Genomic DNA, 22,545 nt, shown 5'->3' with positions numbered 1-22,545 from the left:
ACGATCCCGGGAAAGCCGCCGTCCCCCGTTACAGCGCGGCATCATCCGCTACGAAGGTCATCCATGCCCCACAGCCAAACCTCTGCACCACGCGACAGCCTGGCAGGCGTACGCCTCGCGCGCGGAGCATCGCCGTGGCTCCTGCCGACCGTCGCCACCGCAGCCCTCAGCCTGGTACGTGCGCGCAAGTCCGGCGCCGCCAAGGTCGTGGCCGTACCCGCCACCGCGCTCGCGGCGGGCATGCTGTGGTTCTTCCGCGACCCCGAGCGCGAGATCACCCAAGGCCGGGTCATCTCGCCCGCCGACGGTGTGGTGCAGAGCATCATGCCGTGGAAGGACGGTCGCACCCGCGTCGCCATCTTCATGAGCCCGTTGAACGTCCACGTCAACCGCGCGCCGCTCTCCGGCACGGTGACGTCGGTCGAGCACATCCCGGGCGGTTTCGTTCCCGCGTTCAACAAGGAGAGCGAGAACAACGAGCGGGTCGTCTGGCACTTCGACACCGAGCTCGGTGACATCGAGATGATCCAGATCGCCGGCGCCGTCGCCCGCCGTATCGTTCCCTACGTTCCGCAGGGCACGAAGGTCGAGCAGGGCGAGCGCATCGGACTGATCCGCTTCGGTTCGCGCGTCGACATCTACCTCCCCGAGGGTGTCGAAGTGGACGTGGAGGTCGGTCAGAAGACGGTGGCTGGGGTGACTCGCATTGACCGTGGTTGATCCGGAGACACAGACGGGCTGGGTGCCCGAGGCCGACGAGGTGGACGACGAGGAGGAGATGCCTCTTTCTCTCCGCCTCTCAATAGCGGACACCCTCACCCTCGGCAACGCCACCTGCGGCTTCATGGCGGTGTACTTCACCACCACCGGCATCCTGATCCCGCATCTGACGGGCAACGACGAGTCGACCGGCATGGCCCGCCACAGCGCGGCCACCGCGGTCATCCTGATGCTGTGCGCGGCGGTCTTCGACCTCTTCGACGGCCTCGTCGCCCGCAAACTGCGCTCCTCCCCCATGGGCGCGGAGCTGGACAACCTGTCGGACCTGATCAGCTTCGGCCTCGCGCCGGCGTACTTCGTCCTCGTCTACGGCATGGTCGCCGACGACGCGCACCAGAGAGTGGCCGCGGTCGGTGCGATCGTGGTGCTGCTGGCGGTGGTGCTGCGGCTTGCGCGCTTCTCGTGCGTGACCCCGCCGAACGGCATGTTCCAGGGCATGCCCTCCCCGTTCGGTGCGCTGACGGTGGTCTCGATCGTGCTCCTGGAGCTGCCCTTCGTGGCGACGCTCCTGGCGATCCTGGGCACCGCCTGGCTGATGGTGAGCCGGGTCGAGTACCCGAAGCCGCGGGGCCGCCTCGCGGTGGCGATGCTCGCCTGGATCGTCCTGTCGATGGGCCTGCTGGCATCCTGGGCGTTCGACGCTCCGGGCGGCCAGCTGCTCCTCCAGACGGGCTGCGCGCTCCAGCTGGTGATGGGCGCGGTGATCCCGCTGTTCGCGACGGCCCGCCGCGTGAACAACTTCCGCGGCAACCGGCGCGAGGCGCGAGCGGCACAGCTGCCGTAGTTCTTCAGAGCTGACGAAGGGCCCCGGACCGTTTTACGGTTCGGGGCCCTTCGCTTGTGCGGTGCCCGGTGTTGGTGCGGGCCGTCCTGGGGGCTGCGCCCCCAGACCCCGCTTCGGCCCTGAAGGGGCCTCGTCCTCAAACGCCGGACGGGCTGGATTGTGCCGGCCCGCGTCCGAAGAAACCCGTGCTCAGGCCAGGAAAGGGCGGGTCCCAGACCAGGAAGGGCAGGGCTCAGACCAGGAAGTCCCGGGCGATGTTCTCCGCCACGCGCTCCAGGATCGGTCCCGCGTCCGCGATGCACTTCACGACGTCCGGTTCGAGCGAGGTGAGGGGGTAGGCGCGGCGGATGCCGGCGTGGCCGAGGGACTGTGGGGGCAGGGCGAGGCGGCCGCAGACGGCGACGACCTCCCTGCCCTCCGCGCGGGCCGCCGCGGCGACGCCTGCCGGGGCCTTGCCGTGCAGGGTCTGTTCGTCGAGGGAGCCCTCGCCGGTGATGACCAGGGTGGCGCCCTCCAGGGCGGCGGCGAAGCCGAGGACGTCGAGCATGACCTCGATGCCGGGGCGGAAGCGGGCGCCGAGGAGGAGCGCGCCGTAGCCGATGCCGCCCGCGGCACCGGCGCCGGGTGCGGCGGCGTACTCGGCGGCCTTGGCGCCGATCGCCTTCTCCAGGACCTTCGCGTAGTGCCCGAGGGCCGCGTCGAGGGCGTCCACGTCGTCCGGCGCGGCGCCCTTCTGGGGGCCGTAGACCGCGGGCGCGCCCTTGGGGCCGGTGAGCGGGTTGTCGACGTCGCTCGCGAGGACCAGTTCGACGGAGGTGAGGCGCGGGTCGAGGCCGGTGAGGTCGGCCGAGGCCAGGTCGGTCAGACCGCCGCCGCCCGGGGCCACCGGTTCGCCCTCCGCGTCCAGGAAACGGGCGCCGAGCGCGGAGAGCATGCCTGCGCCGCCGTCCGTCGTGGCGCTGCCGCCGACGCCGAACACGATCGTGCGGGCGCCCGCGTCCAGCGCGGCCCGCAGCAGTTCGCCGGAGCCGTACGTCGAGGAGGTGAGCGGGGCGAAGACGCCCTTGGGCAGTCGCTGCAGCCCGCTCGCCTCGGCCATCTCCACGACGGCCGTGTCGCCGCGCACCGCGAAGGCCGCGGTGATCTCGTCGCCGAGGGGTCCGGCGACCCGTATCTCCCGTCGCTCGAAGCCCGCCGCGACGGCCGCGTCCACCGTGCCGTCGCCGCCGTCGGCGACCGGCATCGCCGTCACGTCCAGATCGGGTACGACCCGGCGCAGCCCGGCCGTCACCCGCTCGGCGACCTGCACGGCCGTCAGCGACCCCTTGAACTTGTCCGCGGCGATGAGCACCCTGTGGGTGCCCCTCTGTGCAGCGTTCGCCACCTTGCGATCCCCTTGCTCTCCGGGCCCCCGCGCATTCCGGGGCCAGTCGCGCCGCTGCGACCTTAACCGGCGGACGCCCCCGCCGTCATGCCCCGACCGAACGCTGGGACCGGGCTGAGCACTGCCTGTGCCGCTGCCGGGCCCGGAATCGGGTACACCGGAGGTATGACCCCAGTGGGCACTGAGCCGGCGCTCGCGGACCGCGTCCTCGGGGGCTGGCTGGGCCGAATCGCGGGCAACATGCTCGGCAAGCCGGTCGAGCAGGGCGACCTGTGGACGCGCGACCGCATCGACCGCTGTCTCCGGCGGGCCGGCGCCCTGCCGCTGACCGACTACCTCCCCGAGCCGGCCGGCGAGTCCGACGGCTTCGAGCTGCGCCCGGAGTGGCAGCTGTGCGTGCGTGGCCGTATCCACGGCAGCTGCCGTGACGACGACATCGACTACGCCATCCTCGGCCTCGACCTCCTGGAGACCCACGGCTTCGGCTTCAGCACCGAGCAGGTCGGCGAACTGTGGCTGCGGAGACTGCCGTATCTGCAGACGTTCACCGCCGAGCGGGCCGCCTACCGCAACCTCGCCAACGGGCTCAAGCCGCCGCTGACGGCGACGCACGACAACCCGTACCAGGAGTGGATCGGCGCCCTGATCCGCGCCGACATCTACGGCTGGACCAGCCCGGGTATCCCCCGTCGCGCGGCCCAACTGGCGCGCAGGGACGCGGTGTTGTCCCATTCCGGGAACGGTGTCTACGGCGCGATGTGGGCCGCCGCGCTGATCTCGGCGGCGTTCACCGCGCCGTCCGTGCGGCACGCGCTGGACACGGCGCTGACCGTGATCCCGCCGGGCTGCCGGCTCGCGCGGACCGTGCGCCGGGTGCTCACGCTGCACGAGACCCGGATGACCTGGGAGGACACGCTCACGACGGTGTCCGAGGAGACCGCCGGGCTCGGCTGGATCCACACGATCCCGAACGCGGCCGTCCTCACCGCGGGACTCCTGTACGGCGACGGCGACTTCACCCGCACCATCACGCTGACCGTCCGCGGCGGCCTGGACACCGACTCGAACGGCGCGACGGCGGGTTCGGTCGCCGGGGTACTGACCGGCGCGGACGCGATCCCGGCGCAGTGGAAGGACCCCTTGGAGGACACCGTGCGCAGTGCGGTGTTCGGCTTCGACGGGGCGCGGATCAGTGAACTGGCCGCACGGACAGTGCAGTTGGCGGAGACCGCCGACGTCTAGACGGCTCCGTGCGCGATGAGGCTCCGGGCGCAGTCGAGGACGGCCTCCCGGGCGGGGCGCGGTTCCCAGCCGAGGACGCGGCGCGCCTTCTCCGTGCTGTGGCGGTTGCGGCGGCCGAGCGCGGGGGTGATCTCGCGCAGCGACGGGTCCCGGAAGCGGGCGGCGAGCCGGACGGCGAAGTCCGGGAGGCGGCGCGTGGAGACGGTACGGCCGTGCTCGCCGAGCCCGTCACGCAGGGTGCGGGCGATGTCCTCCATCCACACGAACTCCCCGGTGGCCAGGAAGCGTTGGCCCGCCGCGTCCGGTGACGTCATCGCCCGGATGTGGACGTCGACGAGGTCCCGGACGTCCACGACTTCGAGGCCGATGCGGGGAACACCGGGCATCTTCCCGCTCACCATGCGCGCGATGATGCCGACGGAGCCCATGTTCGCGGTGGTGAGGACCGGCCCGAAGACGGCGCCGGGGAGGACGGTGGTCAGCTCGGTCGGACCGTCGTAGTCGCTCATGAAGTCCCAGGCGGCGCGCTCGGCGAGGGTCTTCGAGCGGCGGTAGGGGATCAGGGTCGGGTCGTCCGGATCGGTCCACAGCGACTCGTCGGTGACGCCTTCCGAGGCGTACGACGAGGGGCTCGCGGCGTTCGCGGCCGAGGTCATCACGACGCGTCGTACGCCCGCCTCCGTGGCCGCGCGCAGGACGCGCAGGGCGCCGCCGCGGGCCGCGGCGATGAGGGCGTCGGGGTCGTCCGAGGCGGCGCCGAGCGGGGAGGCGACGTGCAGGACGTGGTCGACGCCCTTGACCGCGGTCTCCCAGCCCTCGTCGGCGGTGAGGTCGGCGACGGCGAAGCCCAGCCGGCCGGCGGGATCGACGACGGTCGAGACGGCGTCGGTGACCGCGCGTTCCCTGCCCGGGGCGCGGACGGTCGTACGGACGTCGTAGCCGCGGCGCAGCAGTTCGGCGATGCACCAGCCTGCGATGTAGCCGCTGCCTCCGGTGACCAGGACGAGTTCGGGCATGACGGTGCTCCCTGCGGTGTCGGGTGGGGATGTGCCAGAATGAAGAGTGAAACGGAGGCCCCTCCGGTACACACACCAACGTACCGGAGGGCCCTCCGCTTAGCAATCCGACACCGGACGGACGAACCGCACCCGTGAACCCGAAACCGACCCGCCGCGACGCCCTCGACAACCGGGAACGCATCCTGACCGTCGCCCGCGAGGCGATCGCCGCGTCGAGCAGCGCGTCCCTCACCGCGATCGCCAAGCAGGCGGGCGTCGGCATCGGGACGCTGTACCGCCACTTCCCCACCCGGGAGGCGCTGATCCTGGAGCTGTACCGCCACGACATACAGCACCTGATCGACCGCGCGCCCGTACTGCTCGCGGACCATCCGCCGCTCGTGGCGCTACGGCGCTGGTTTGACGAGGTCGCCCACTACGGGAGGCTCAAGTACGGCGTCGCCGAGGTCATCCACGCGGCGACCGACGGCGGCGCGGACGACGAGTACTTCGCGCCCTTCGTGGCCGCCATCGACGTACTCCTGAAGGCGGGAGCCGCCGACGGGTCGCTCAAGTCCGGGATCGATCCGGAGGACGTGCTGCTTCAGTTGAGCGTGCTGTGGCGGCTCGATCCGGCGCGGGGCGGGGAGGCGCGGGCCGGGCGGATCCTCGATCTCATCGTGGACGGGCTGCGGGCGTCGCCGTGAGTTCTGTTGTCGTCAACAGGCTCAGGACACTTCCGTAAGGGCCTTGTCGTCGAACAATTCCGCCGTCACCCCGAACGCCCGCAGCACCAGCCGGTCCCGTAGTCCGTCCGGCAGGAACCGCAGCAGCGCGAGGGCGCGGCCGTCCCGGCCGGTGGTGGTGAGGGTCGCGGGGCGGCGGGCGGTCAGCGCGCGGACGACGGCGTCGACGGCCAGGGTGACCGGCCCGAGGGGCTGCCGTGCGGCCGTTGCGCGTACGGCGTCCAGGGCGCGGGCGTAGTGGCGCTGGGTCGCCGGTGAGCCCGCCCGGCCCAGGTCGGCGCTCGCCTTGTCCGCGGTGGCGAAGATGGGCGTGTCCATGGCGCCGGGTTCGACGAGGGTGACCTTGACGCCCTGGTGGCGCAGTTCCGCGCGCAGGGAGTGGGTGAGGGCGGCGAGCGCGGCCTTGGAGGCGGCGATCGGGCCGAAGAACGGCGGCGGGACGCGGGCCGAGACAGCGCCGATGTTCACGATCCGGCCGCCGGACGCCCGTAGCGCGGGCAGGAAGGCGCGGATGACGGTCGCCTGACCGATCACGTTGATCTCGAACTGGCGGCGCCACGCCTCGGTGGGCGTCAGCTCGACGGGGCCCTGACCCATGATCGCGGCGCTGTTCACGAGCCCGTCCAGACGGGGACCGACCTGCTCTGCCGCTGCGGCGACGGAGTCCTCGTCGGTCAGTTCGAGCCGGACGGCGGTGAAGCCGGCGTCCCGGAGCGCTTCCGCGTCCGCGGGTTTGCGGTGGGCGGCGTACACGGTCCAGCCGTCGGCGTGCAGGGCGCGTGCCACCGCGGAGCCGACGCCGCCGGTCGCGCCGGTGACCAGGACGGTGCGGGGAGGAGACAGGGACAGCTCAGCCACAAGGGCCGCCTTTCGGGCGGGAGTTGGGATCACTTCAGACCTACTGGTCCGGTGTCCCTCCCACCCTGCGCCGATTCGCGGCCCGCTTGAAGAGTGCAGAATTTACTGGTGCCCCCGACACCACCACCAGAAGCCAAGGATCACGGCCGCAAGGCCCTCGCCGCCTTCCTGCGCTCCCGCCGCGAGCGTGCCGACCCGGCGGAGACGGGGCTGCCACCGGGTGGCCGCCGCCGCACGCCGGGGCTGCGCCGCGAGGAGGTCTCGCTGCTCTCCGGCGTGAGCCTCACCTGGTACACCTGGCTTGAGCAGGGCCGCGACATCAACGTCTCCCCGCAGATCCTGCTCGCGCTGACCCGCGCGTTGCAGTTGGACGACGTGGAACGGGCGCACCTGTTCCGGCTCGCGGGGCGGACCGCGCCCGAGCCGGCCGAGCGGTCCCTCCAAGTCCCGGACGCCGTACGGGCGTTCCTGGACACGCTGATGCCGAACCCCGCCTTCGTCATCGACCGCTGCTTCGACGTCCTGGCCTGGAACCGGGCCCAGGAAGCCATCCTCGGCCCCGCCCTCCTCGACCGGCCGCGCCGCGAACTCAACAGCGCCTGGCTGCTGTTCAGGGAACCGGGCATCCGCGCGCTGATGCCCGAGTGGGAGGCGGAGACGGAGTGGATGGCGGGCCTGCTGCGCCAACAGGCGGCGTACGAACTGGACAACCCGCGGTTCGCGGAGCTGATCGACGAACTGGTCACCACCAGCCCGCACTTCGCACGTCTGTGGGAGGCGCACGAGGTGGTGGAGTTCCGCTCCTCCCTACGCCGATACCATCACCCTCTCGCGGGTGACATCGAGGTGTCGTTCGTACGGCTCGCGGTGCAGGAGGCGCCCTGGTTGAGCCTGGTCTGTCACTTCCCGGAGCAGGGCAGCGAGTCGGAAAGACGGCTGCGCGGGCTGGTTACCCTTCCTGAATGACCACTACGCAAGACTTCGCCACGTACCTCGCGGGTCTCCCCCGCATCCTCGCCGGGGCCGCCGCCCTCTTCCGCGACGCCGAGGGCCAGGTCCTCCTCGTCGAGCCCAACTACCGTGAGGGCTGGGCCCTTCCGGGCGGCACGATCGAGTCGGACGACGGCGAGACACCGCGGCAGGGCGCGCGCCGCGAGACCTTGGAGGAGATCGGCCTCGACGTCGAACTCGGCCCTCTGCTCGCCGTCGACTGGGTCTACCACGGCCCGGACTACCCACCGCTGGTGGCCTACTTGTACGACGGCGGAGTCCTCACGGCGAACGATCTCAAGTCGATCCAACTCCAGGAGGAGGAACTCCTGTCCTGGCGCCTCGTCCCCCGCGAGGAACTCACCGAGTATCTGCCGGGTTCGCTGGGGCTGCGGGTCCTGGTCGCGCTGGATGTGCTCGGGGAGGGGACGGGGACGGCGGAGTTGGAGAACGGGCGGCGGGTCGGCTGACACCGACGTGAGGCGTGAGGCGTGAGGCGTGAGGCGTGAGGCGTGAGGCGTGAGGCGTGAGGCGGCTGCGCAGGATGCCTGCCACCGGCCGCCCGGTCCCGCAGGGCTCAGCCCTCGACGTCCCGGGGTTTCAGGTCCACCTCGCGCAGCGCGTCGTCGCGGGCCTCGGCCCTGGCCTCTGTGCGGTGGCCGCGCTGGATGTAGTCACGGACGACGAGTTCGACGGCGTCCTGCGGGTTGCCCACACCCGCGAGCACCATGACTTCCACGACGAGCGCTGCGTCGAGCGAGACGGTCACCTTGGCCATGCGCGGACGGTAACACCCGGTGCCGGGCCTGGGATATCCGCTCGCCGCCCCCGCCCCGCCGACCTACCCTCGGCTGTATGAGCAAGCCTCTTGTCGCCCTTCTCAGCGGTGCGGGTATCTCCACGGATTCCGGCATCCCCGACTACCGCGGTCCCAACGGCCTGTGGCGGAAGGATCCCGAGGCCGAGAAGCTCGTCACCTACGAGTACTACATGGGCGACCCCGAGATCCGGCGCCGGTCCTGGCAGATGCGGCGCAAGAACCGCACCCTCCAGGCCGAGCCCAACGCCGCGCACCGGGCCGTCGTCGAGCTGGAGAAGTCCGGCGTACCCGTGCGGGTCATCACGCAGAACGTCGACGGGCTGCACCAGCTCGCCGGGCTGCCCGCCCGCAAGGTGCTCGAACTTCACGGCAGCGCACGGGAGTTCGTGTGCACGGGGTGCCATGCGCGGGGGCCCATGGAGGATGCCATCGCCCGAGTTCAGGCCGGGGAGGACGACCCCGTCTGCCTTGAGTGCGGTGGGATTCTGAAGTCCGCGACCGTCTTCTTCGGCGAGCGCCTCGACCCCGTCGTCCTCGGCGAGGCCGTCGCCATCACCAAGGCCTGTCAGGTGTTCATCGCCGTCGGCAGCAGTCTGCAGGTGCAGCCCGCCGCCGGGCTCGCCGGGGTCGCCGCCGACAACGGGGCCCGGCTGGTCATCGTCAACGCCGAGCCCACGCCGTACGACGACCGCGCCGACGAGGTCGTACGGGAGCCGATCGGGACGGCGTTGCCCCGGCTGCTGCACGAACTCAGCGGGTGACGCGGAGCTTCGACTGGCCGTGCGGAAGGTGTTCCCAGTCCTCCATGAACCGGGTCTTCAGGCCGTGTTGGGCGGCCAGCGCGACGAGGGTCTCGGTGCGGTAGTAGAAGTCCTCGCGCAGGACGTGGTGTTCCTCGCCCTCCGTGCGGTCGAAGGTGAAGTCGAACCAGCCGCCCGGCGCCAGGATGCGGCCGACGTTGGCCAGGCACTCCTCGATGACCGGGAGCGGGGAGTGCGAGAACACGCTGTGCGCGTGGACGACGTCGAAGTGGGCGTCGGGCAGGAAGCGCAGGGTCAGGTCGTGTACGGGGGTGAGGACGGGGAGGCGTTTCTGCAGGCCCATCTCGACGAGCGTGTTCTGCGCGGCGGCCAGGATGTCGGGCGAGATGTCGATGCCGTAGTAGTGCCCGGGGTCGAGGTGGCGGATGAAGCGCCAGCCGCCGCGCAGGTTTCCGCAGCCGATCTCCAGCATGCGGTGCTCGGGGCGCAGACCGTGGCCGAGGAGGTAGTCGAACTGCATCGCGCCCAGCGCCAGCCAGCGTTCACGGCTCGCGCTGCCGACCGCCATGTCCGGGTCGGCCCGGGTGTCGGACCGCATCACGGCGCGGTAGTAGGAGACGTGGTCCGGGTGGCGGTGGCGCAGCCAGGCGTCCCGGGTGACACGGGCCAGGTGGCGGGGCACCCGGTCGGGGTGGCGCAGGGCGTAGGCGATGCGGTGGCCGAGGGCGGCACGGTTGGCGGTGAGGTTCTTGGTGGGCACGGGATCGTCGCCTTCCGGAGCGAGGGGCGTGTGGCGTGGGTGGTAGGTGGTGAGTGGTAGGTGTTGGGTGTTGGGTGTTCATGCCAGCCTCGGTGCGGAGACGGGGTGTCCGGCTCGGTCAAGGGGCGAGGATCCCGGGGCGGTTCGGGTGATCCTGATGTCAGCCGATCGGTTGATGCGCCGTCCCGCCCGTCGCGTTAGACACGGAGGATGGAGCACACGAGACAGCGAAGGACGGGGCACACGGAACGACGGAGGACCGGGCACACGGAACAACGGAGGACGGGACACATCGATCCGGACGAGCGCCTGTTGCCCGCGGTGGTGCACGCCGCGTTCTTCCTGCTGCTCGGCTCGTCGTTCGCGCGCTTCCTGACCCGCGACCAGGGCGGGGCCCGCACCGGCTGGGTGCTGGCGCTGTACGCGGTCTTCTGCCTGCTGTACGTCCTCGGGCAGTTCCTGGCTCCGGCACCCCGCCCGGGGTCCACGCCCACCACGCGTCATCTGACCTGGCTGGGCTCGGTGTCCGCCGTCTGGACCGTGCTGCTCGCCCTCGCGCCGAGCGCCACCTGGTGCGCGATGCCCCTGCTGTTCGCCGGCCTGTACGCGCTGCCCCCACGGTTCGCGGTACCGCTGGCCGCCGTACTCACCGCGCTCGTCGTCGCCTCCGAGATACGGGTGGCCGACGGCACGCTCAACCCCAACATGGTCGTCGCCCCGCCGGCCCTCGCGGCGGTCGCCACCGCCGTACTGGTCCAGTTGCAGCGGCAGGCGGCCCGGCAGCGTGTCCTGATCGACGACCTGGTCCGCACCCGCCGCGGCCTCGCGGCCACCGAACGGCGAGCCGGTGTCCTGGCGGAACGGCAGCGGCTGGCCACGGAGATCCACGACACCGTCGCGCAGGGCCTGTCCAGCCAGCAGATGCTGTTGCAGGCCGCCGAGCGCCTGTGGCGGACGGACCCGGAAGCGGCCCACGGGCACATCCTCAAGGCCGCCGAGATCACCTCCCGCGGTCTCGCCGAGGCGCGCCGGTTCGTGCACGACCTGGCACCGGCCGACCTCGTCGAGCACTCCCTGCCCGCGGCGCTGAGCGCGCTCGCCGAGCGGGAGAGCGGGCCGGGCCTGACGGTGGAGTTCCGGCTCGACGGCGATCCGGGCCCGCTGCCAGAGCGGGCCGCGGCGGCACTGTTGCGCATCGCCCAGGGCGCGTTGGCCAACGTACGCGAGCACGCGGCCGCGACCCGGGCCGCGCTGACCCTGACCTGCCTCGACGACCAGATCTCCCTCGACGTCGCCGACAACGGGCGCGGTTTCGACGTCGCCTCTCCCCCGGTCTCCGCGCCCGGCGGGTCGCGCGGCCACGGGCTGCCGGCCATGCGGATCCGGGCCCGGCAGTCGGGTGGCACGCTGAGCGTGGAGTCGGCCCCCGGCGAGGGCACGGTCGTGTCCGTCGCCGTACCTGTCGTCCCTGCCGTCCGTGATCCCCGTGAGGAGCTCGTCCCGTGAGCACACCCGTACGTCTGCTGCTGTGCGACGACCACGCCGTCGTACGGGCCGGACTGCGTGCGCTGCTGTCCAGCGCCGACGGCATCGAGGTGGTCGGTGAGGCGGGCAGCGGCGAGGAGGCCCTTGCCCTGGCCGCCCAAGTCCGTCCCGACGTGGTGCTGATGGACCTCCAGCTCGGCGACGGCATGGACGGGGTGACGGCCACCAGGAAGCTGACCGCCGGTGACGGCCCTCGTGTCCTCGTCCTCACCATGTTCGACACCGACGCCGACATCACCCGCGCCGTCGAGGCGGGCGCCACGGGCTACCTCCTCAAGGCCGAACGCCCCGAGGAACTGTTCACGGCGATCCACAGCGCCGCATCCGGTCGTACGGCACTCTCGGCCCCGGTGGCCGACCGGCTCATGGCCCGGATGCGCAGCCCGCACCCCACCCTGTCCGAGCGCGAGCGCGAGATCCTCGGCCAGCTGGCCCGCGGCCTGGGCAACCGGGAGATCGCCAGGGCCCTCTTCATCAGCGAGGCCACGGTCAAGACCCATCTCGGGCGGATCTACGGCAAGTTGGGGGTGGAGACGCGGTCCGGGGCGGTGGCCGTCGCCAAGGAGCGACGGCTGCTGTCATGACACCGCGGAACCCCAACACCGCAGCACCGGAGGCGCTAGAAAAGCGCCGCCCCGCTCTCGAAGTCCAGCAGCCGCTGCTTGCGGTCGAGGCCGCCGCCGTACCCCGTGAGGCTGCCGTTCGCGCCGACGACACGGTGGCAGGGGACGATGATCCCGACGGGGTTCTTGCCGTTGGCGAGGCCCACCGCGCGGGAGGCGCCCGGGTTGCCGAGGGCGTCGGCGAGGTCGCCGTAGGAGCGGGTCTCGCCGTAGGGGATGTGGCTGAGCTGGTCCCAGACGGTGCGTTGGAACGGCGTGCCGTGCAGGCGTAGTTGGAGGGTGAACTCCTTCAACTCGCCTGTGAAGTACGCCTGTAGTTGGGCTGATGCCTCGGCGAAGGGGGTGTCGTCGGGGGTGCCGAAGTTCTCCTCCGGGGGGCGGTGGCGTTGGTCGACCATGTAGAGGCCGCAGAGGGCGCCGTCCTCGTCGGCGACGAGGGTCAGCGGGCCGTACGGGCTGTCGATCACCGTGTGGTGCTTCATGGCGGCTGCAATCCCCTTACACGGGCAGGAAGTTGATCGGGTGGCTGTCCGTCGCCCACAGGTACTGGACCGCGTACGCCCGCCACGGTCGCCAGGCCGCCGCGTGTGCGGTGAGGGCGGCCGGGGTCGACGGGAGGCCCAACTCCTGGGCGGCGCGGCGGATTCCGAGGTCGGTGGGGAGGAAGGCGTCGGGGTCGCCGAGGGCGCGCATGGCGATGACGTCGGCCGTCCAGGGGCCGAAGCCGGGGAGGGAGAGGAGCCGGGCCCGGGTCTCGGCCCAGTCGCTCTCCACGCCCAAGTGGAGAGTGCCGTCGGCGAGTTGGGTGACCAGGGTGGTGAACGTGGTGCGGCGCGTGTGCGGCATCGCCAGGGACTCGGGGGCCACGGACGCCAGTGCCTCGGGTGACGGGAAGAGGTGGGTCAGGCCGCCCTCGGGGTCGTCGACCGGTTCTCCGTGCGCGGTGACCAGGCGGGCCGCGTGGGTGCGGGCCGCCGCCGTGGAGACCTGCTGGCCGAGGACGGCCCGCACGGCGAACTCCGCCTCGTCGACCGTGCGCGGGACGCGTCGGCCCGGCGCCTTGTCCACCAGCGGTGCCAACACCGGATCCGTACGCAACTGGTCGTCCACCGCGACCGGATCGGCGTCCAGGTCGAGCATGCGGCGGCAGCGGCTGATGGCCACCGGCAGGTCGCGCAGGTCGCTGAGGGTGAGGCGGCAGGCGATGTGGTCGGACTTGGGAGTGAGGGACACGATGCCGTGGCCGTAGGGGAGACGGAGGGTCCGCCGGTACGCGCCGGCGCGCCACTCCTCCACGCCCGGTACGGCGGTCGCCGCCAGGTGGCCGAAGAGGTTGTCGGGGTTGAGGGGGGCGCGGAACGGCAGGCGGAGGGTGAGCGTTCCGGGGGTGAGGACGGTCGTCTTCGGGCGCCTGTTGCGCAACTCGCTCGGGGAGAGGGCGAAGACGTCGCGCACGGTGTCGTTGAAGGTGCGGATCGAGGAGAAGCCGGCGGCGAAGGTGATCTCCGCCATCGGGAGGGCGGTCGTCTCGATCAACAGCCTTGCTGTCTGGGCGCGTTGGGCGCGGGCCAGGGCGAGGGGTCCTGCGCCGAGTTCGGCGAGGAGCTGGCGTTCGATCTGCCGGGTGCTGTAGCCGAGGCGGGCGGCGAGGCCGGGGACGCCCTCGCGGTCCACGGTTCCGTCGGCGATCAGGCGCATCGCGCGGGCCACCAGGTCGGCCCGCTGGTTCCACTGGGGGGAGCCGGGGCTGGTGTCCGGGCGGCAGCGCTTGCAGGCCCGGAAACCCGCCTGCTGGCAGGCCGCCGCGCTCGGGTAGAACGTCATGTTCTCCGGCTTGGGCGGGACGACCGGGCAGCTGGGCCGGCAGTAGATGCGGGTGGTCAGGACGGCCGTGAAGAACCAGCCGTCGAAACGCGCGTCCTTGGACTGGACCGCGCGCACACAGCGCTCCGTGTCGGTGTGCATCCCGTTCTGCATACGTCCAGCATCCGATACGGGGCGGGCCGGGGCTGGCGGGAATCCGACATCAACCTTGCGTGGCCTGGTCACCGCCCAGGTCACCACGCTTCCGCGGGAGGTGTAAGGGGCGACGGCGGTCAATGGAGTTTGTGGTGTGACACCCGGCTTTGTAGCGTCGACCTCCGTGACCTCTCCCTCACCCGCCCATACCGCCGATTCCCTCCCGGCCCGCCTCGACGCGGCCCGGAGCGACTACGAAGCCCTTCTCGCGAAGGGGCTCTCGCTCGACCTGACCCGCGGCAAGCCCTCCGCCCGGCAGCTCGACCTGTCCGCCGAACTGCTCTCGCTGCCCGGCGACCGCTACACCTCCGCCGACGGCACGGACTGCCGCAACTACGGTGGCGCGGACGGGCTGTTGGAGCTCCGGGAGATCTTCTCCGGGTTTCTGCAAGTACCGGCCGAGCAGCTTCTCGCCGTGGGCAACTCCAGTCTGGAGCTGATGCACGACTGCCTGGTGCACGCGCTGCTCGGCACGCTGCCCGGGGCCACGCGCCGTTGGGCGGACGAGGAGCGGGTCGCGTTCCTGTGTCCGGTCCCCGGATACGACCGGCACTTCGCGCTGTGCGAGCGGTTCGGCATCGAGATGATCCCCGTGCCGATGACCGCCGAGGGCCCCGACATGGCGGTGGTGGAGCGGCTCGTCGCCGAGGACCCGGCGGTCAAGGGCATCTGGTGCGTGCCCAAGTACAGCAATCCGGACGGGACTTGCTACAGCGACGAGACCGTACGACGGCTCGCCGCCATGCCGACGGCCGCGCCCGACTTCCGGATCTTCTGGGACAACGCCTACGCCGTGCACCACCTCACCGACGAGGAGGTGGAGATCGCCGACGCGCTGGGCGCCTGTGCCGCGAGCGGACATCCCGACCGGGTCTTCGTCTTCGGGTCCACCTCGAAGATCACGCTGGGCGGTGCGGGCGTGGCGTTCTTCGGCTCGTCCCCGGCCAACGTGGCCTGGCTGCGCGGCTACAGCGCCAAGCGTTCCATCGGCCCCGACAAGGTCAACCAGCTGCGGCACGCGATGTTCCTGCGCGACGCCGCCGGGGTACGCGCCCATATGCGCAAGCACCGTGAGCTGCTGCGGCCGAAGTTCGACGCCGTGCTGCGCATCCTCGCCGAGCGGCTCGGCGACACCGGTCTCGCCACCTGGTCCGCGCCTCGGGGCGGCTACTTCATCACCCTCGACGTCCTCGACGGGTGCGCCCGCGAGGTGGTGCGCCGCGCGGCGGACGCCGGTCTCGCCCTGACGCCGGCGGGCGCCACCCATCCGTACCGCGACGACCCGAGGGACCGGACGATCCGGATCGCCCCCTCCTTCCCGGGCCTCTCCGAGATCGAGGAGACCATCGAGGGGGTGGCCACCTGCGTACGGCTGGTGGGCTACGAAAGGCTTGCGGCTGAGGGGAGTTGACCCGACGTGACCGACGGGGGATTTCCCGGTCCGGTCCTGACTCGTCATGACTGGTCATGACCCGACCGGACCGTAGCCGTCCTACGGCCGGGGCAGGACGGCCAAGGCGGTTTCGGCGATCGCGCGCAGCGAGTCGGGGCTGCTTCCGCCCTTGCCCAACGCCTCGATCCCGCGCAGCACAGCCAGCACGAGTCCGGCCAGCCGGGCGGGGTTCTCGTCCTGCTTGATGTCGCCCGCCCGCTGCGCTCCCGCGATGCAAGAGGTGAGCAGCTCCTCGATGCCGGCGAAGGTCCGGCGGGCCGTCGCCGCCACAGCCGGGTCCTGCTCCGCGAGTTCAGCGGTGCCCTTCGCGAGTAGGCAACCGCGCCGCGAGACGTCAGCGGCGGTGGAGTCCGCCACCGCCATCACATGCGCGCGCAGCCGTTCGAGGGCACCGGCATCCGGGCCGTCGAGCTGCTGCCCAACGGCCGCGACCAGCGCGGCGCAGTGGTCGTCGAAGGTGCGCAGGAACAGTTGCCGCTTGTCACCGAAGGCGCCATAGAGGCTGCCCTTGCCCAGACCTGTGGCTGCGGCGATGTCGTCCACTCTCGCGGCTGCGTAACCGATCGACCAGAACTGATCCCTGGCGGCGCGCAGCACCTTGCCTTCGTCGAAGCTTCGTGGTCTCGCCATGACCCCACGGTACCCATTCTTGACCGCCTCGTCCAGAATCGACTACGTTCTGGACGAGGCGGTCAAGAACAATCCGCCTGTCATGTCGTGCCACGGCCACGAGCAGCGTGCACGACTCGGCGATCTCGAAAGGATGAGTGCCATGCGCCCCATGGACGGAAAGACAGCCCTGGTCACCGGCGCCTCCAGCGGTATCGGCCGGGCGATCGCGAAGCGCTTCGCCGATGACGGCGCCCGCGTCTACCTGACCGGCCGACGCAAGGACGAACTCGAGGCCGCGGCCGAGGAGGCCGGCCCCGACGCGGTCGCCGTACCGTGCGACGTCTCGCGGGCCGCCGACCTCGACCGCGTCATGGACGTCATCAGCGGTGACGGACGGCAGCTCGACGCCGTCGTGGCCAACGCCGGCCTGGGCGACGGGGCTCTTCTCACGGATGTCACGGAGGAACAGTTCGACTTCGTCTTCGGCGTGAACACCAAGGGCAGCCTGCTGACCGTACAGAAGTCGCTGCCCCTGCTCGCCCTGCCCGCGTCAGTGATCCTTCTCGGGTCCACCACCATCCACCAAGGCGTCGACAGGATGGGGGTCTACGCCGCGTCCAAGGCGGCCGTACGCAGCCTGGGCCGGACCTGGGCCGCGGAGCTGGCCCCGCGCGGCGTGCGCGTCAACGTCATCACGCCCGGCCCGATCGCCACACCCGCGATCGAGGGCCTGGCCGACAGGTTCGGCCAGAGCACCGAGGACCTGCACGGCGCACTGGCCTCGCAGCTACCGCTGCGGCGCATGGGCCGCCCCGAGGAGGTCGCGGCACTGGCCGCTTTCCTTGCCGGGCCGGAGAGTTCGTTCATCACCGGTGCCGAGCACTTCGTCGACGGCGGACAGGTCCAGGTCTGACCGACCGTCCGAAATCCATGCACACCGGCCTCCCCGGCGATGTGCGGTACCTCACGCCCCGGTTACGAATCGCTCAACCCCTGGTTGCGAGGCGGTGAGCAGTCCACGATGGAGGCATGACCCTGGCCGAGCGAGCCATGCAGCGACTGGAAGGCTGGCGCGACCTCAGCGCGGTCCCGGCCAGTTGCGGTACGGGGCGGGCGCTGCGGTCCGCCCACAGCGAGATCGTGCACTTCCACTCCGACCACGATGTGGACCTGCATCTCACAGTCGGGGCCATCCTCCGGATCCACCACGATCTCAGCGAGTCGACCGCGATCCGGATCATCCCGGGCTCCCGCTGGGTGACCGTCCACCTGGACTGCGAGACGGACGTCGACCTGCTGCTGAGCCTGGTCAGCGTCGCCCTCAAGGCACATGCGGGCGGGCCCCCGTCCGGGAGCCCGCCCATGACCGGCTGCAACTTCCACCGGGTGACGCTCGTGCCACGCGACGGCGACTAGGCGCTCCGCCTGCTGTGTCGATATGCGGCTCCGCCGCAGGGCCGCGATATGCCGTCGTTTCGCTGCCGCGCCCTCGTGGCTGGTCGCGCCCACGCGGCGGAGCCGCGTATCGACACAGCCCAGCGCCCCTTCAGGGCGCGGCCCCGACCCGACCTAGAACACCGCCGCCGTGTCGTCCTCTCCCGCCTCCAGCAGGGTGGCCGCCGCGCCGACGATGCGCGGATCGGGGCTGCCGACGACCTCCTCGTCCTTGTCTCCGTAGTCGAAGCGGGCCAGCACGCTGCGCATGGCCTCGACCCGGGCCCGCTTCTTGTCGTTGCTCTTCACGACGGTCCAGGGCGCGTGCTCCGTATCGGTCTCCCGGAACATGGCGACCTTTGCGGCCGTGTAGTCGTCCCAGAGGTCCAGCGAGGCCAGATCCATCGGGCTGAGCTTCCACTGCCGTACGGGATCCACCTGGCGGATCGTGAAACGGGTGCGCTGTTCACCCTGTGAGACGGAGAACCAGAACTTGATCAGGTCGACGCCGTCGTCCGCCAGCATCCGCTCGAACAGCGGGGCCTGGCGCATGAAACGGCGGTACTCGTCGTCCGAGCAGAACCCCATCACGCGCTCCACGCCCGCCCGGTTGTACCAGGACCGGTCGAACAGCACGATCTCGCCGGCGGTCGGCAGATGCTGGACGTAGCGCTGGAAGTACCACTGACCGCTCTCGCGCTCGCTCGGCTTCTCCAGGGCCACCACGCGGGCGCCGCGCGGGTTCAGGTGCTCGGTGAACCGTTTGATCGTGCCGCCCTTGCCGGCCGCGTCGCGCCCTTCGCAGACGATGACGAGCCGGCGCCCGGTCTCCTTGATCCAGCGTTGCAGCTTCAGCAGTTCTATCTGCTGGAGCCGCTTGTGCCAGTCGTACTCCTTGCGCTCCATGCGCTGTTCGTACGGGTAGTTCTCCCGCCAGGTGTCCACCGGGCTGCCGTCGGGCCGGATCAGCACCGGGTCGTCCTGGTCGGTGTAGTCGACCCGCAGCCCGGTCAGCAGTTCAGTCATCCCGGCCTCCTCTCAAGGGGGTTCAGTGGCTCAGAGGTGATCGGTGGTGATCCGTCGCGCTCAGTGGAACTGCGGCACGATCAGATAGATGCCGTATGCCACGACAGCCGCACACGCGAGAAAGCACAACCCCGCCTGGGCGAAGCCGAGGGCGTGGGTGCCGCCGTCCTGTTCGCGGGCGGTCTCGACCTGGGCGATGCCGAGCACGCCCAGCGCGAAGACGACGACCACTGCGACGGTCACTCCGACACTCACCGCGAAGACCTCACCGAGGGCGTTCCAGTCCACACTCATCGTTCAACTCCCTTGGCTCAGGCGGCCGTACGGACGTCCGAGGACGCCTCGCTGCGGATGGTGACCTCGTGGGTCTCGTTCACGTTGTCCGCGTGCACGGGGTTGCGGCGCGAGGCGATCACGATGAACGCGGCCACGGCGGCGGCGATCAGGGCGATCAGGGCCGTACCGAGGTTGCCGCCGTGCTTGACGACGGTCGCGGACAGGCCGCCGACCAGCGCCGCGGCCGGCAGGGTGACCAGCCAGGCGATGACCATGCGGCCCGCGGTGCCCCAGCGCACCTCGGCCAGGCGCCGGCCCAGACCCGCGCCGAGGATGCCGCCGGAGCAGACCTGCGTGGTGGACAGCGCGAAGCCCAGGTGGGCGGAGGTGAGGATGACGGCCGTGGAGGCGGCCTCGGCCGCGAAGCCCTGCGGGGACTGGATGTCGGTGAGGCCCTTGCCCATCGTGCGGATGATGCGCCAGCCGCCGATGTAGGTACCCATGCCGATCGCGAGTCCCGCCGAGGCGATGACCCACACCGGCGGACCGGCGTCGTGGCCGAGCGCGCCCGCCGAGATCAGGGTCAGGGTGATGACGCCCATCGTCTTCTGGGCGTCGTTCGTGCCGTGCGCGAGGGAGACCAGGGAGGCCGAGGCGATCTGGCCGATCCGGAAGCCCTTGGTGACCGAGTCCTTGCGGGCCCGGGCGGTGATCTTGTAGGCGAGGTAGGTGGCGAGGAGAGCGGCGATTCCGGCCACGAGCGGTGAGGCCACCGCGGGGATCAGGATCTTCTCCACGACCTTGTCGAAGTGGACCCCGCCCGAACCCGCGCCGACCCAGACGGCGCCGATCAGGCCGCCGAACAGGGCGTGCGAGGAACTGGACGGAAGGCCCAGCAGCCAGGTCAGGAGGTTCCAGAGGATCGCCCCGACGAGCCCCGCGAAGATCATCCCCGGGGTGACGAGGGTGTCGTCGACGATGCCGCCGGAGATCGTCTTGGCGACTTCCGTGGACAGGAAGGCACCGCCGATGTTGAGGGCCCCACTGATCAGGACCGCCGTCTTCGGTTTCAGCGCGCCGGTGGCGATGGACGTCGCCATCGCGTTGGCGGTGTCGTGGAATCCGTTGGTGAAGTCGAAGGCCAAGGCCGTGACGATGACGACCGCCACGAGGAACGTGATGTGGTCCATCGTTCGATGGAAGCAACCGAAGGCGTACATCCGGCCACACGGAGGCCAAATCCAAGCATGGCACGGTCAACGCGAAAGCAAGGAACTCCGCTCTCCCCGCCTGCACGGACCCCCTGCCACCCGTTCTCCGCCCGGTCTGCACACTCTCTCCTTCTTGTGGCATGCTCCGGTCAAACCTGCGAAGCTTCCCCCGCGATCACGCGATCGCTACGCGCACCCCACGCGGCCACCCGCCGGCACACCCAGTCCGGCCGGGAGGCCACCGAGCAGGCCGGTATCCCGGCCGCCGCAGAAGGAGTTCCGTGTGAGATCGACCCCCCACAAGGCCCTCGCCGCCGGTGTGTTCGCCGTCGCCGCGCTGGCCGCCCTCTCGCTCCCCGTCACCCCGGCCGCCGCCGCGCCGGCCGCGGCTCCCGTGGCCGCCGCCTGCACCCCGGCGCAGGTGGTCACCAACGGCGGCTTCGAGAGCGGCACTTCGTCCTGGACCCAGTCCTCGACCAGTGTCATCACCAGCCGCACGGGGCAGACCGCCCACGGCGGCACGAGCTTCGCCTGGCTCGACGGCGTCGGCAGCACGCACACCGACACGCTCTCCCAGAGCGTCACGATCCCGTCCGGCTGCAGCAGCGCCACCCTGACTTTCTGGCTGCACATCGACACCGCCGAGACGACGACGTCCACCGCGTACGACAAGCTCACGGCGAAGATCGGCAGCACGACCCTCGCGACGTACTCGAACCTGGACAAGGCCACCGGCTACGTCCAGAAGTCGTTCGACGTGTCGGCGTTCGCGGGCCAGACCGTGAGCCTCGCCTTCAGCGGGGTCGAGGACTCCAGCCTCCAGACGAGCTTCGTCCTCGACGACCTCGCCCTCAGCACCTCGGGCGACACCGCCCCGCCGGCCGACTCGACGCGCACGCCGGCCGCCCCGGCGTACACCGTGAGCCTGAGCAGCAACACCGCCGGCACGGTCTGGACCGGCCACGAGAGCACGACGTTCACCAACGCCTCGGCCACCCCGCTCACCGAGGTGTACCTGCGGCTGTGGGACAACTACCACGGCACCTGCTCCGCGCCGCCGATCACGGTCACCAATGTCACCGGCGGCACCGCGGGCGCCCTCTCGGTCGCCTGCACGGCTCTCCAGATCGCGCTCCCGACCCCGCTCGCGCAGGGTCAATCGACCACGATCGGCTTCGACTTGGGGATCACCGTCCCGAGCGGCGCGGACCGGTTCGGCTACGACGGCGCGTTCAGCATGATCGGCAACGCGCTGCCGGTCCTCGCGATCAAGGACGGCTCGGGCTGGCACCTGGACCCGTACACGAACAACGGCGAGTCCTTCTACTCCCTGGCCGCCGACTTCAAGGTCACCCTCGACCACCCGACCACCGTGCTGGTCCCCGCCACGGGCACCTCGGTGGACACCCCCGGCACCAGCGGCCGCACGGTGACCACGGCCACCGCGTCCAAGGTCCGTGACTTCGCGTGGGCGGCGGGCCCGTTCACCAAGATCTCCGGTACGTCGACGGCGGGCACCCCGATCAACATCTACTCGGTCTCGGGCATCAGCTCCGCCAACGCCCAGTCGATGCTCACCACCGCCAAGTCCGCGGTCGACGCCCACGCTGGCCGCTTCGGCGCCTACCCGTACGGCGAGTTGGACGCCGTCATCGACAACAACTTCTGGTTCGGCGGCATGGAGTACCCCGGCTTCGTCCTCGACCTCGTCAGCACCACGGCCCTCACCCATGAGATCGGCCACCAGTGGTTCTACGGCATCGTCGGCGACGACGAGTACAACAGCCCCTGGCTGGACGAGGCGTTCACCGACTACGCCACCGACCTGGCCCAGGGCCTGACCGGCACCAACTGCTGGAACAGCGTCTCCTGGGCCTCGACCGCAGAGAACATCACCAACTCGATGGCCTACTGGGACGCCCACTCGTCCCGCTACTCCACCGTCGTCTACGGCTACGGCAAGTGCGCCCTGCACGATCTGCGCCGCACCCTGGGTGACACGGCGATGACCAAACTCCTGAAGGACTACGCCACTTCGCACTGGTACGGCGTCTCGACCACCGCCGAGTTCAAGGCGGCGGCGCAGGCCGCGACGACCACGGACCTGACGTCGTTCTGGACGACGCACCGCATCGTCGGCTGATCCAACGGAAGAACGAGGGGTTCGCCGGGGCGGAGGGGCGCGGGCCGGGGAACCCCCCCGGGCGCCCCCGGGGGAACCAC

Annotated in this window: 24 protein-coding genes; 13 read left to right on the top strand and 11 right to left on the bottom strand. The window is 70.9% G+C overall.

The features are described from left to right. Positions 1-63 precede the first annotated feature (63 nt). Both ACFWP5_RS39915 and pssA read left to right on the top strand, forming a co-directional pair. Entirely contained in the window at positions 64-720 is a 657-nt protein-coding gene (locus ACFWP5_RS39915; protein WP_200688558.1) for a phosphatidylserine decarboxylase, read from the top strand. Between the two features lie 22 nt (positions 721-742). Beyond that, positions 743-1,564, top strand: coding sequence for a CDP-diacylglycerol--serine O-phosphatidyltransferase (gene pssA, locus ACFWP5_RS39910; protein WP_019062931.1), 822 nt, complete (start codon positions 743-745; stop codon positions 1,562-1,564). A 232-nt stretch (positions 1,565-1,796) separates the two neighbouring features. On the opposite strand, the gene ACFWP5_RS39905 is transcribed toward pssA, so the two are convergent. Further along, entirely contained in the window at positions 1,797-2,915 is a 1,119-nt protein-coding gene (locus ACFWP5_RS39905) for a glycerate kinase (protein WP_384168531.1), read from the bottom strand. Positions 2,916-3,113: 198 nt separating this feature from the next. Between ACFWP5_RS39905 and ACFWP5_RS39900 the strand changes: the two genes are divergently transcribed. Next, a complete protein-coding gene (locus tag ACFWP5_RS39900; protein WP_384168528.1) occupies positions 3,114-4,190 on the top strand; it encodes an ADP-ribosylglycohydrolase family protein in 1,077 nt (358 codons plus the stop codon). Here the strand turns inward: ACFWP5_RS39900 and ACFWP5_RS39895 are convergent. Further along, on the bottom strand, positions 4,187-5,206 hold the full coding sequence (locus ACFWP5_RS39895; protein ID WP_384168526.1) for an NAD-dependent epimerase/dehydratase family protein: 1,020 nt from the start codon (positions 5,204-5,206) through the stop codon (positions 4,187-4,189). The two genes, ACFWP5_RS39900 and ACFWP5_RS39895, sit on opposite strands and share 4 nt — an antisense overlap. Before the next feature lie 134 nt (positions 5,207-5,340). Here ACFWP5_RS39895 and ACFWP5_RS39890 point away from each other — a divergent pair, with 134 nt between their 5' ends. Continuing rightward, positions 5,341-5,895, top strand: coding sequence for a TetR/AcrR family transcriptional regulator (locus ACFWP5_RS39890; protein ID WP_384168523.1), 555 nt, complete (start codon positions 5,341-5,343; stop codon positions 5,893-5,895). 21 nt (positions 5,896-5,916) lie between these two features. Here the strand turns inward: ACFWP5_RS39890 and ACFWP5_RS39885 are convergent, their stop codons facing one another. Then, a complete protein-coding gene (locus ACFWP5_RS39885; protein WP_384168520.1) occupies positions 5,917-6,792 on the bottom strand; it encodes an SDR family NAD(P)-dependent oxidoreductase in 876 nt (291 codons plus the stop codon). Positions 6,793-6,900: 108 nt separating this feature from the next. On the opposite strand from ACFWP5_RS39885, the gene ACFWP5_RS39880 reads away from it, so the two are divergent. Both ACFWP5_RS39880 and ACFWP5_RS39875 read left to right on the top strand, forming a co-directional pair. Then, positions 6,901-7,758 (top strand): helix-turn-helix transcriptional regulator, encoded by an 858-nt coding sequence (locus tag ACFWP5_RS39880; protein ID WP_384168517.1) that lies wholly within the window; start codon positions 6,901-6,903, stop codon positions 7,756-7,758. Further along, positions 7,755-8,252 (top strand): NUDIX domain-containing protein, encoded by a 498-nt coding sequence (locus ACFWP5_RS39875; RefSeq protein ID WP_384168514.1) that lies wholly within the window; start codon positions 7,755-7,757, stop codon positions 8,250-8,252. The genes ACFWP5_RS39880 and ACFWP5_RS39875 overlap by 4 nt, the downstream gene beginning before the upstream one ends. Positions 8,253-8,359: 107 nt before the next feature. Here the strand turns inward: ACFWP5_RS39875 and ACFWP5_RS39870 are convergent, their stop codons facing one another. Then, on the bottom strand, positions 8,360-8,560 hold the full coding sequence (locus tag ACFWP5_RS39870) for a type II toxin-antitoxin system VapB family antitoxin (RefSeq protein ID WP_384168511.1): 201 nt from the start codon (positions 8,558-8,560) through the stop codon (positions 8,360-8,362). 77 nt (positions 8,561-8,637) lie between these two features. Between ACFWP5_RS39870 and ACFWP5_RS39865 the strand changes: the two genes are divergently transcribed. Further along, entirely contained in the window at positions 8,638-9,363 is a 726-nt protein-coding gene (locus ACFWP5_RS39865) for an NAD-dependent deacetylase (RefSeq protein WP_384168509.1), read from the top strand. Here the strand turns inward: ACFWP5_RS39865 and ACFWP5_RS39860 are convergent. Next, positions 9,353-10,123, bottom strand: coding sequence for a class I SAM-dependent methyltransferase (locus ACFWP5_RS39860; RefSeq protein WP_384168505.1), 771 nt, complete (start codon positions 10,121-10,123; stop codon positions 9,353-9,355). The genes ACFWP5_RS39865 and ACFWP5_RS39860 overlap by 11 nt on opposite strands. A 210-nt stretch (positions 10,124-10,333) precedes the next feature. Between ACFWP5_RS39860 and ACFWP5_RS39855 the strand changes: the two genes are divergently transcribed. Together ACFWP5_RS39855 and ACFWP5_RS39850 are read left to right on the top strand one after the other, a co-directional pair. Next, on the top strand, positions 10,334-11,629 hold the full coding sequence (locus tag ACFWP5_RS39855) for a sensor histidine kinase (protein WP_384168502.1): 1,296 nt from the start codon (positions 10,334-10,336) through the stop codon (positions 11,627-11,629). Next, entirely contained in the window at positions 11,626-12,252 is a 627-nt protein-coding gene (locus tag ACFWP5_RS39850) for a response regulator (RefSeq protein ID WP_384168499.1), read from the top strand. Before ACFWP5_RS39855 ends, ACFWP5_RS39850 begins: the two co-directional genes overlap by 4 nt. A 35-nt stretch (positions 12,253-12,287) precedes the next feature. Here the strand turns inward: ACFWP5_RS39850 and ACFWP5_RS39845 are convergent, their stop codons facing one another. Together ACFWP5_RS39845 and ACFWP5_RS39840 are read right to left on the bottom strand one after the other, a co-directional pair. Beyond that, positions 12,288-12,773: a methylated-DNA--[protein]-cysteine S-methyltransferase gene (locus tag ACFWP5_RS39845; RefSeq protein WP_384168496.1), complete on the bottom strand. Its 486-nt coding sequence runs from the start codon at positions 12,771-12,773 to the stop codon at positions 12,288-12,290. A 16-nt stretch (positions 12,774-12,789) separates the two neighbouring features. Further along, positions 12,790-14,256 (bottom strand): AlkA N-terminal domain-containing protein, encoded by a 1,467-nt coding sequence (locus tag ACFWP5_RS39840; RefSeq protein WP_384168493.1) that lies wholly within the window; start codon positions 14,254-14,256, stop codon positions 12,790-12,792. Positions 14,257-14,434: 178 nt separating this feature from the next. On the opposite strand from ACFWP5_RS39840, the gene ACFWP5_RS39835 reads away from it, so the two are divergent. Beyond that, a complete protein-coding gene (locus tag ACFWP5_RS39835; RefSeq protein ID WP_384168490.1) occupies positions 14,435-15,721 on the top strand; it encodes an aminotransferase class I/II-fold pyridoxal phosphate-dependent enzyme in 1,287 nt (428 codons plus the stop codon). Between the two features lie 81 nt (positions 15,722-15,802). On the opposite strand, the gene ACFWP5_RS39830 is transcribed toward ACFWP5_RS39835, so the two are convergent. Continuing rightward, entirely contained in the window at positions 15,803-16,393 is a 591-nt protein-coding gene (locus ACFWP5_RS39830) for a TetR/AcrR family transcriptional regulator (protein ID WP_384168488.1), read from the bottom strand. Between the two features lie 142 nt (positions 16,394-16,535). Between ACFWP5_RS39830 and ACFWP5_RS39825 the strand changes: the two genes are divergently transcribed. Together ACFWP5_RS39825 and ACFWP5_RS39820 are read left to right on the top strand one after the other, a co-directional pair. Next, positions 16,536-17,288 carry an SDR family NAD(P)-dependent oxidoreductase gene (locus ACFWP5_RS39825; protein ID WP_384168485.1) on the top strand — a complete coding sequence of 251 codons (753 nt, stop codon included), beginning with the start codon at positions 16,536-16,538 and terminating at the stop codon, positions 17,286-17,288. Positions 17,289-17,404: 116 nt separating this feature from the next. After that, positions 17,405-17,791, top strand: coding sequence for a luciferase family protein (locus ACFWP5_RS39820; RefSeq protein ID WP_384168482.1), 387 nt, complete (start codon positions 17,405-17,407; stop codon positions 17,789-17,791). Between the two features lie 153 nt (positions 17,792-17,944). Here the strand turns inward: ACFWP5_RS39820 and ppk2 are convergent, their stop codons facing one another. The 3 genes from ppk2 to ACFWP5_RS39805 are packed head-to-tail and all read right to left on the bottom strand — an operon-like array spanning position 17,945 to position 20,301. After that, positions 17,945-18,835, bottom strand: a complete 891-nt coding sequence (gene ppk2 / locus ACFWP5_RS39815; RefSeq protein WP_384168479.1) for a polyphosphate kinase 2 — start codon at positions 18,833-18,835, stop codon at positions 17,945-17,947. A 60-nt stretch (positions 18,836-18,895) separates the two neighbouring features. Then, positions 18,896-19,129, bottom strand: a complete 234-nt coding sequence (locus tag ACFWP5_RS39810) for a hypothetical protein (RefSeq protein ID WP_384168477.1) — start codon at positions 19,127-19,129, stop codon at positions 18,896-18,898. 17 nt (positions 19,130-19,146) lie between these two features. Continuing rightward, positions 19,147-20,301: an anion permease gene (locus ACFWP5_RS39805; RefSeq protein ID WP_384168474.1), complete on the bottom strand. Its 1,155-nt coding sequence runs from the start codon at positions 20,299-20,301 to the stop codon at positions 19,147-19,149. A 304-nt stretch (positions 20,302-20,605) separates the two neighbouring features. Between ACFWP5_RS39805 and ACFWP5_RS39800 the strand changes: the two genes are divergently transcribed. Next, a complete protein-coding gene (locus ACFWP5_RS39800) occupies positions 20,606-22,465 on the top strand; it encodes a M1 family aminopeptidase (RefSeq protein ID WP_384168471.1) in 1,860 nt (619 codons plus the stop codon). Positions 22,466-22,545 lie beyond the last annotated feature (80 nt).

Source organism: Streptomyces sp. NPDC058469 (genome assembly GCF_042721125.1).
In the GTDB taxonomy this organism is placed as follows: domain Bacteria; phylum Actinomycetota; class Actinomycetes; order Streptomycetales; family Streptomycetaceae; genus Streptomyces.
This window is presented reverse-complemented; position numbering and strand designations above follow the sequence as displayed.

Excerpts from the sequence above, each read along its gene's own strand:
- ACFWP5_RS39915 (WP_200688558.1), top strand. The coding sequence starts at position 64 with ATGCCCCACAGCCAAACCTCTGCACCACGCGACAGCCTGGCAGGCGTA.
- ACFWP5_RS39900 (WP_384168528.1), top strand. The coding sequence starts at position 3,114 with ATGACCCCAGTGGGCACTGAGCCGGCGCTCGCGGACCGCGTCCTCGGG.
- ACFWP5_RS39895 (WP_384168526.1), bottom strand. The coding sequence starts at position 5,206 with ATGCCCGAACTCGTCCTGGTCACCGGAGGCAGCGGCTACATCGCAGGC.
- ACFWP5_RS39875 (WP_384168514.1), top strand. The coding sequence starts at position 7,755 with ATGACCACTACGCAAGACTTCGCCACGTACCTCGCGGGTCTCCCCCGC.
- ACFWP5_RS39870 (WP_384168511.1), bottom strand. The coding sequence starts at position 8,560 with ATGGCCAAGGTGACCGTCTCGCTCGACGCAGCGCTCGTCGTGGAAGTC.
- ACFWP5_RS39865 (WP_384168509.1), top strand. The coding sequence starts at position 8,638 with ATGAGCAAGCCTCTTGTCGCCCTTCTCAGCGGTGCGGGTATCTCCACG.
- ACFWP5_RS39855 (WP_384168502.1), top strand. The coding sequence starts at position 10,334 with ATGGAGCACACGAGACAGCGAAGGACGGGGCACACGGAACGACGGAGG.
- ACFWP5_RS39845 (WP_384168496.1), bottom strand. The coding sequence starts at position 12,773 with ATGAAGCACCACACGGTGATCGACAGCCCGTACGGCCCGCTGACCCTC.
- ACFWP5_RS39840 (WP_384168493.1), bottom strand. The coding sequence starts at position 14,256 with ATGCACACCGACACGGAGCGCTGTGTGCGCGCGGTCCAGTCCAAGGAC.
- ACFWP5_RS39830 (WP_384168488.1), bottom strand. The coding sequence starts at position 16,393 with ATGGCGAGACCACGAAGCTTCGACGAAGGCAAGGTGCTGCGCGCCGCC.
- ACFWP5_RS39825 (WP_384168485.1), top strand. The coding sequence starts at position 16,536 with ATGCGCCCCATGGACGGAAAGACAGCCCTGGTCACCGGCGCCTCCAGC.
- ACFWP5_RS39820 (WP_384168482.1), top strand. The coding sequence starts at position 17,405 with ATGACCCTGGCCGAGCGAGCCATGCAGCGACTGGAAGGCTGGCGCGAC.
- ppk2 (WP_384168479.1), bottom strand. The coding sequence starts at position 18,835 with ATGACTGAACTGCTGACCGGGCTGCGGGTCGACTACACCGACCAGGAC.
- ACFWP5_RS39810 (WP_384168477.1), bottom strand. The coding sequence starts at position 19,129 with ATGAGTGTGGACTGGAACGCCCTCGGTGAGGTCTTCGCGGTGAGTGTC.
- ACFWP5_RS39805 (WP_384168474.1), bottom strand. The coding sequence starts at position 20,301 with ATGGACCACATCACGTTCCTCGTGGCGGTCGTCATCGTCACGGCCTTG.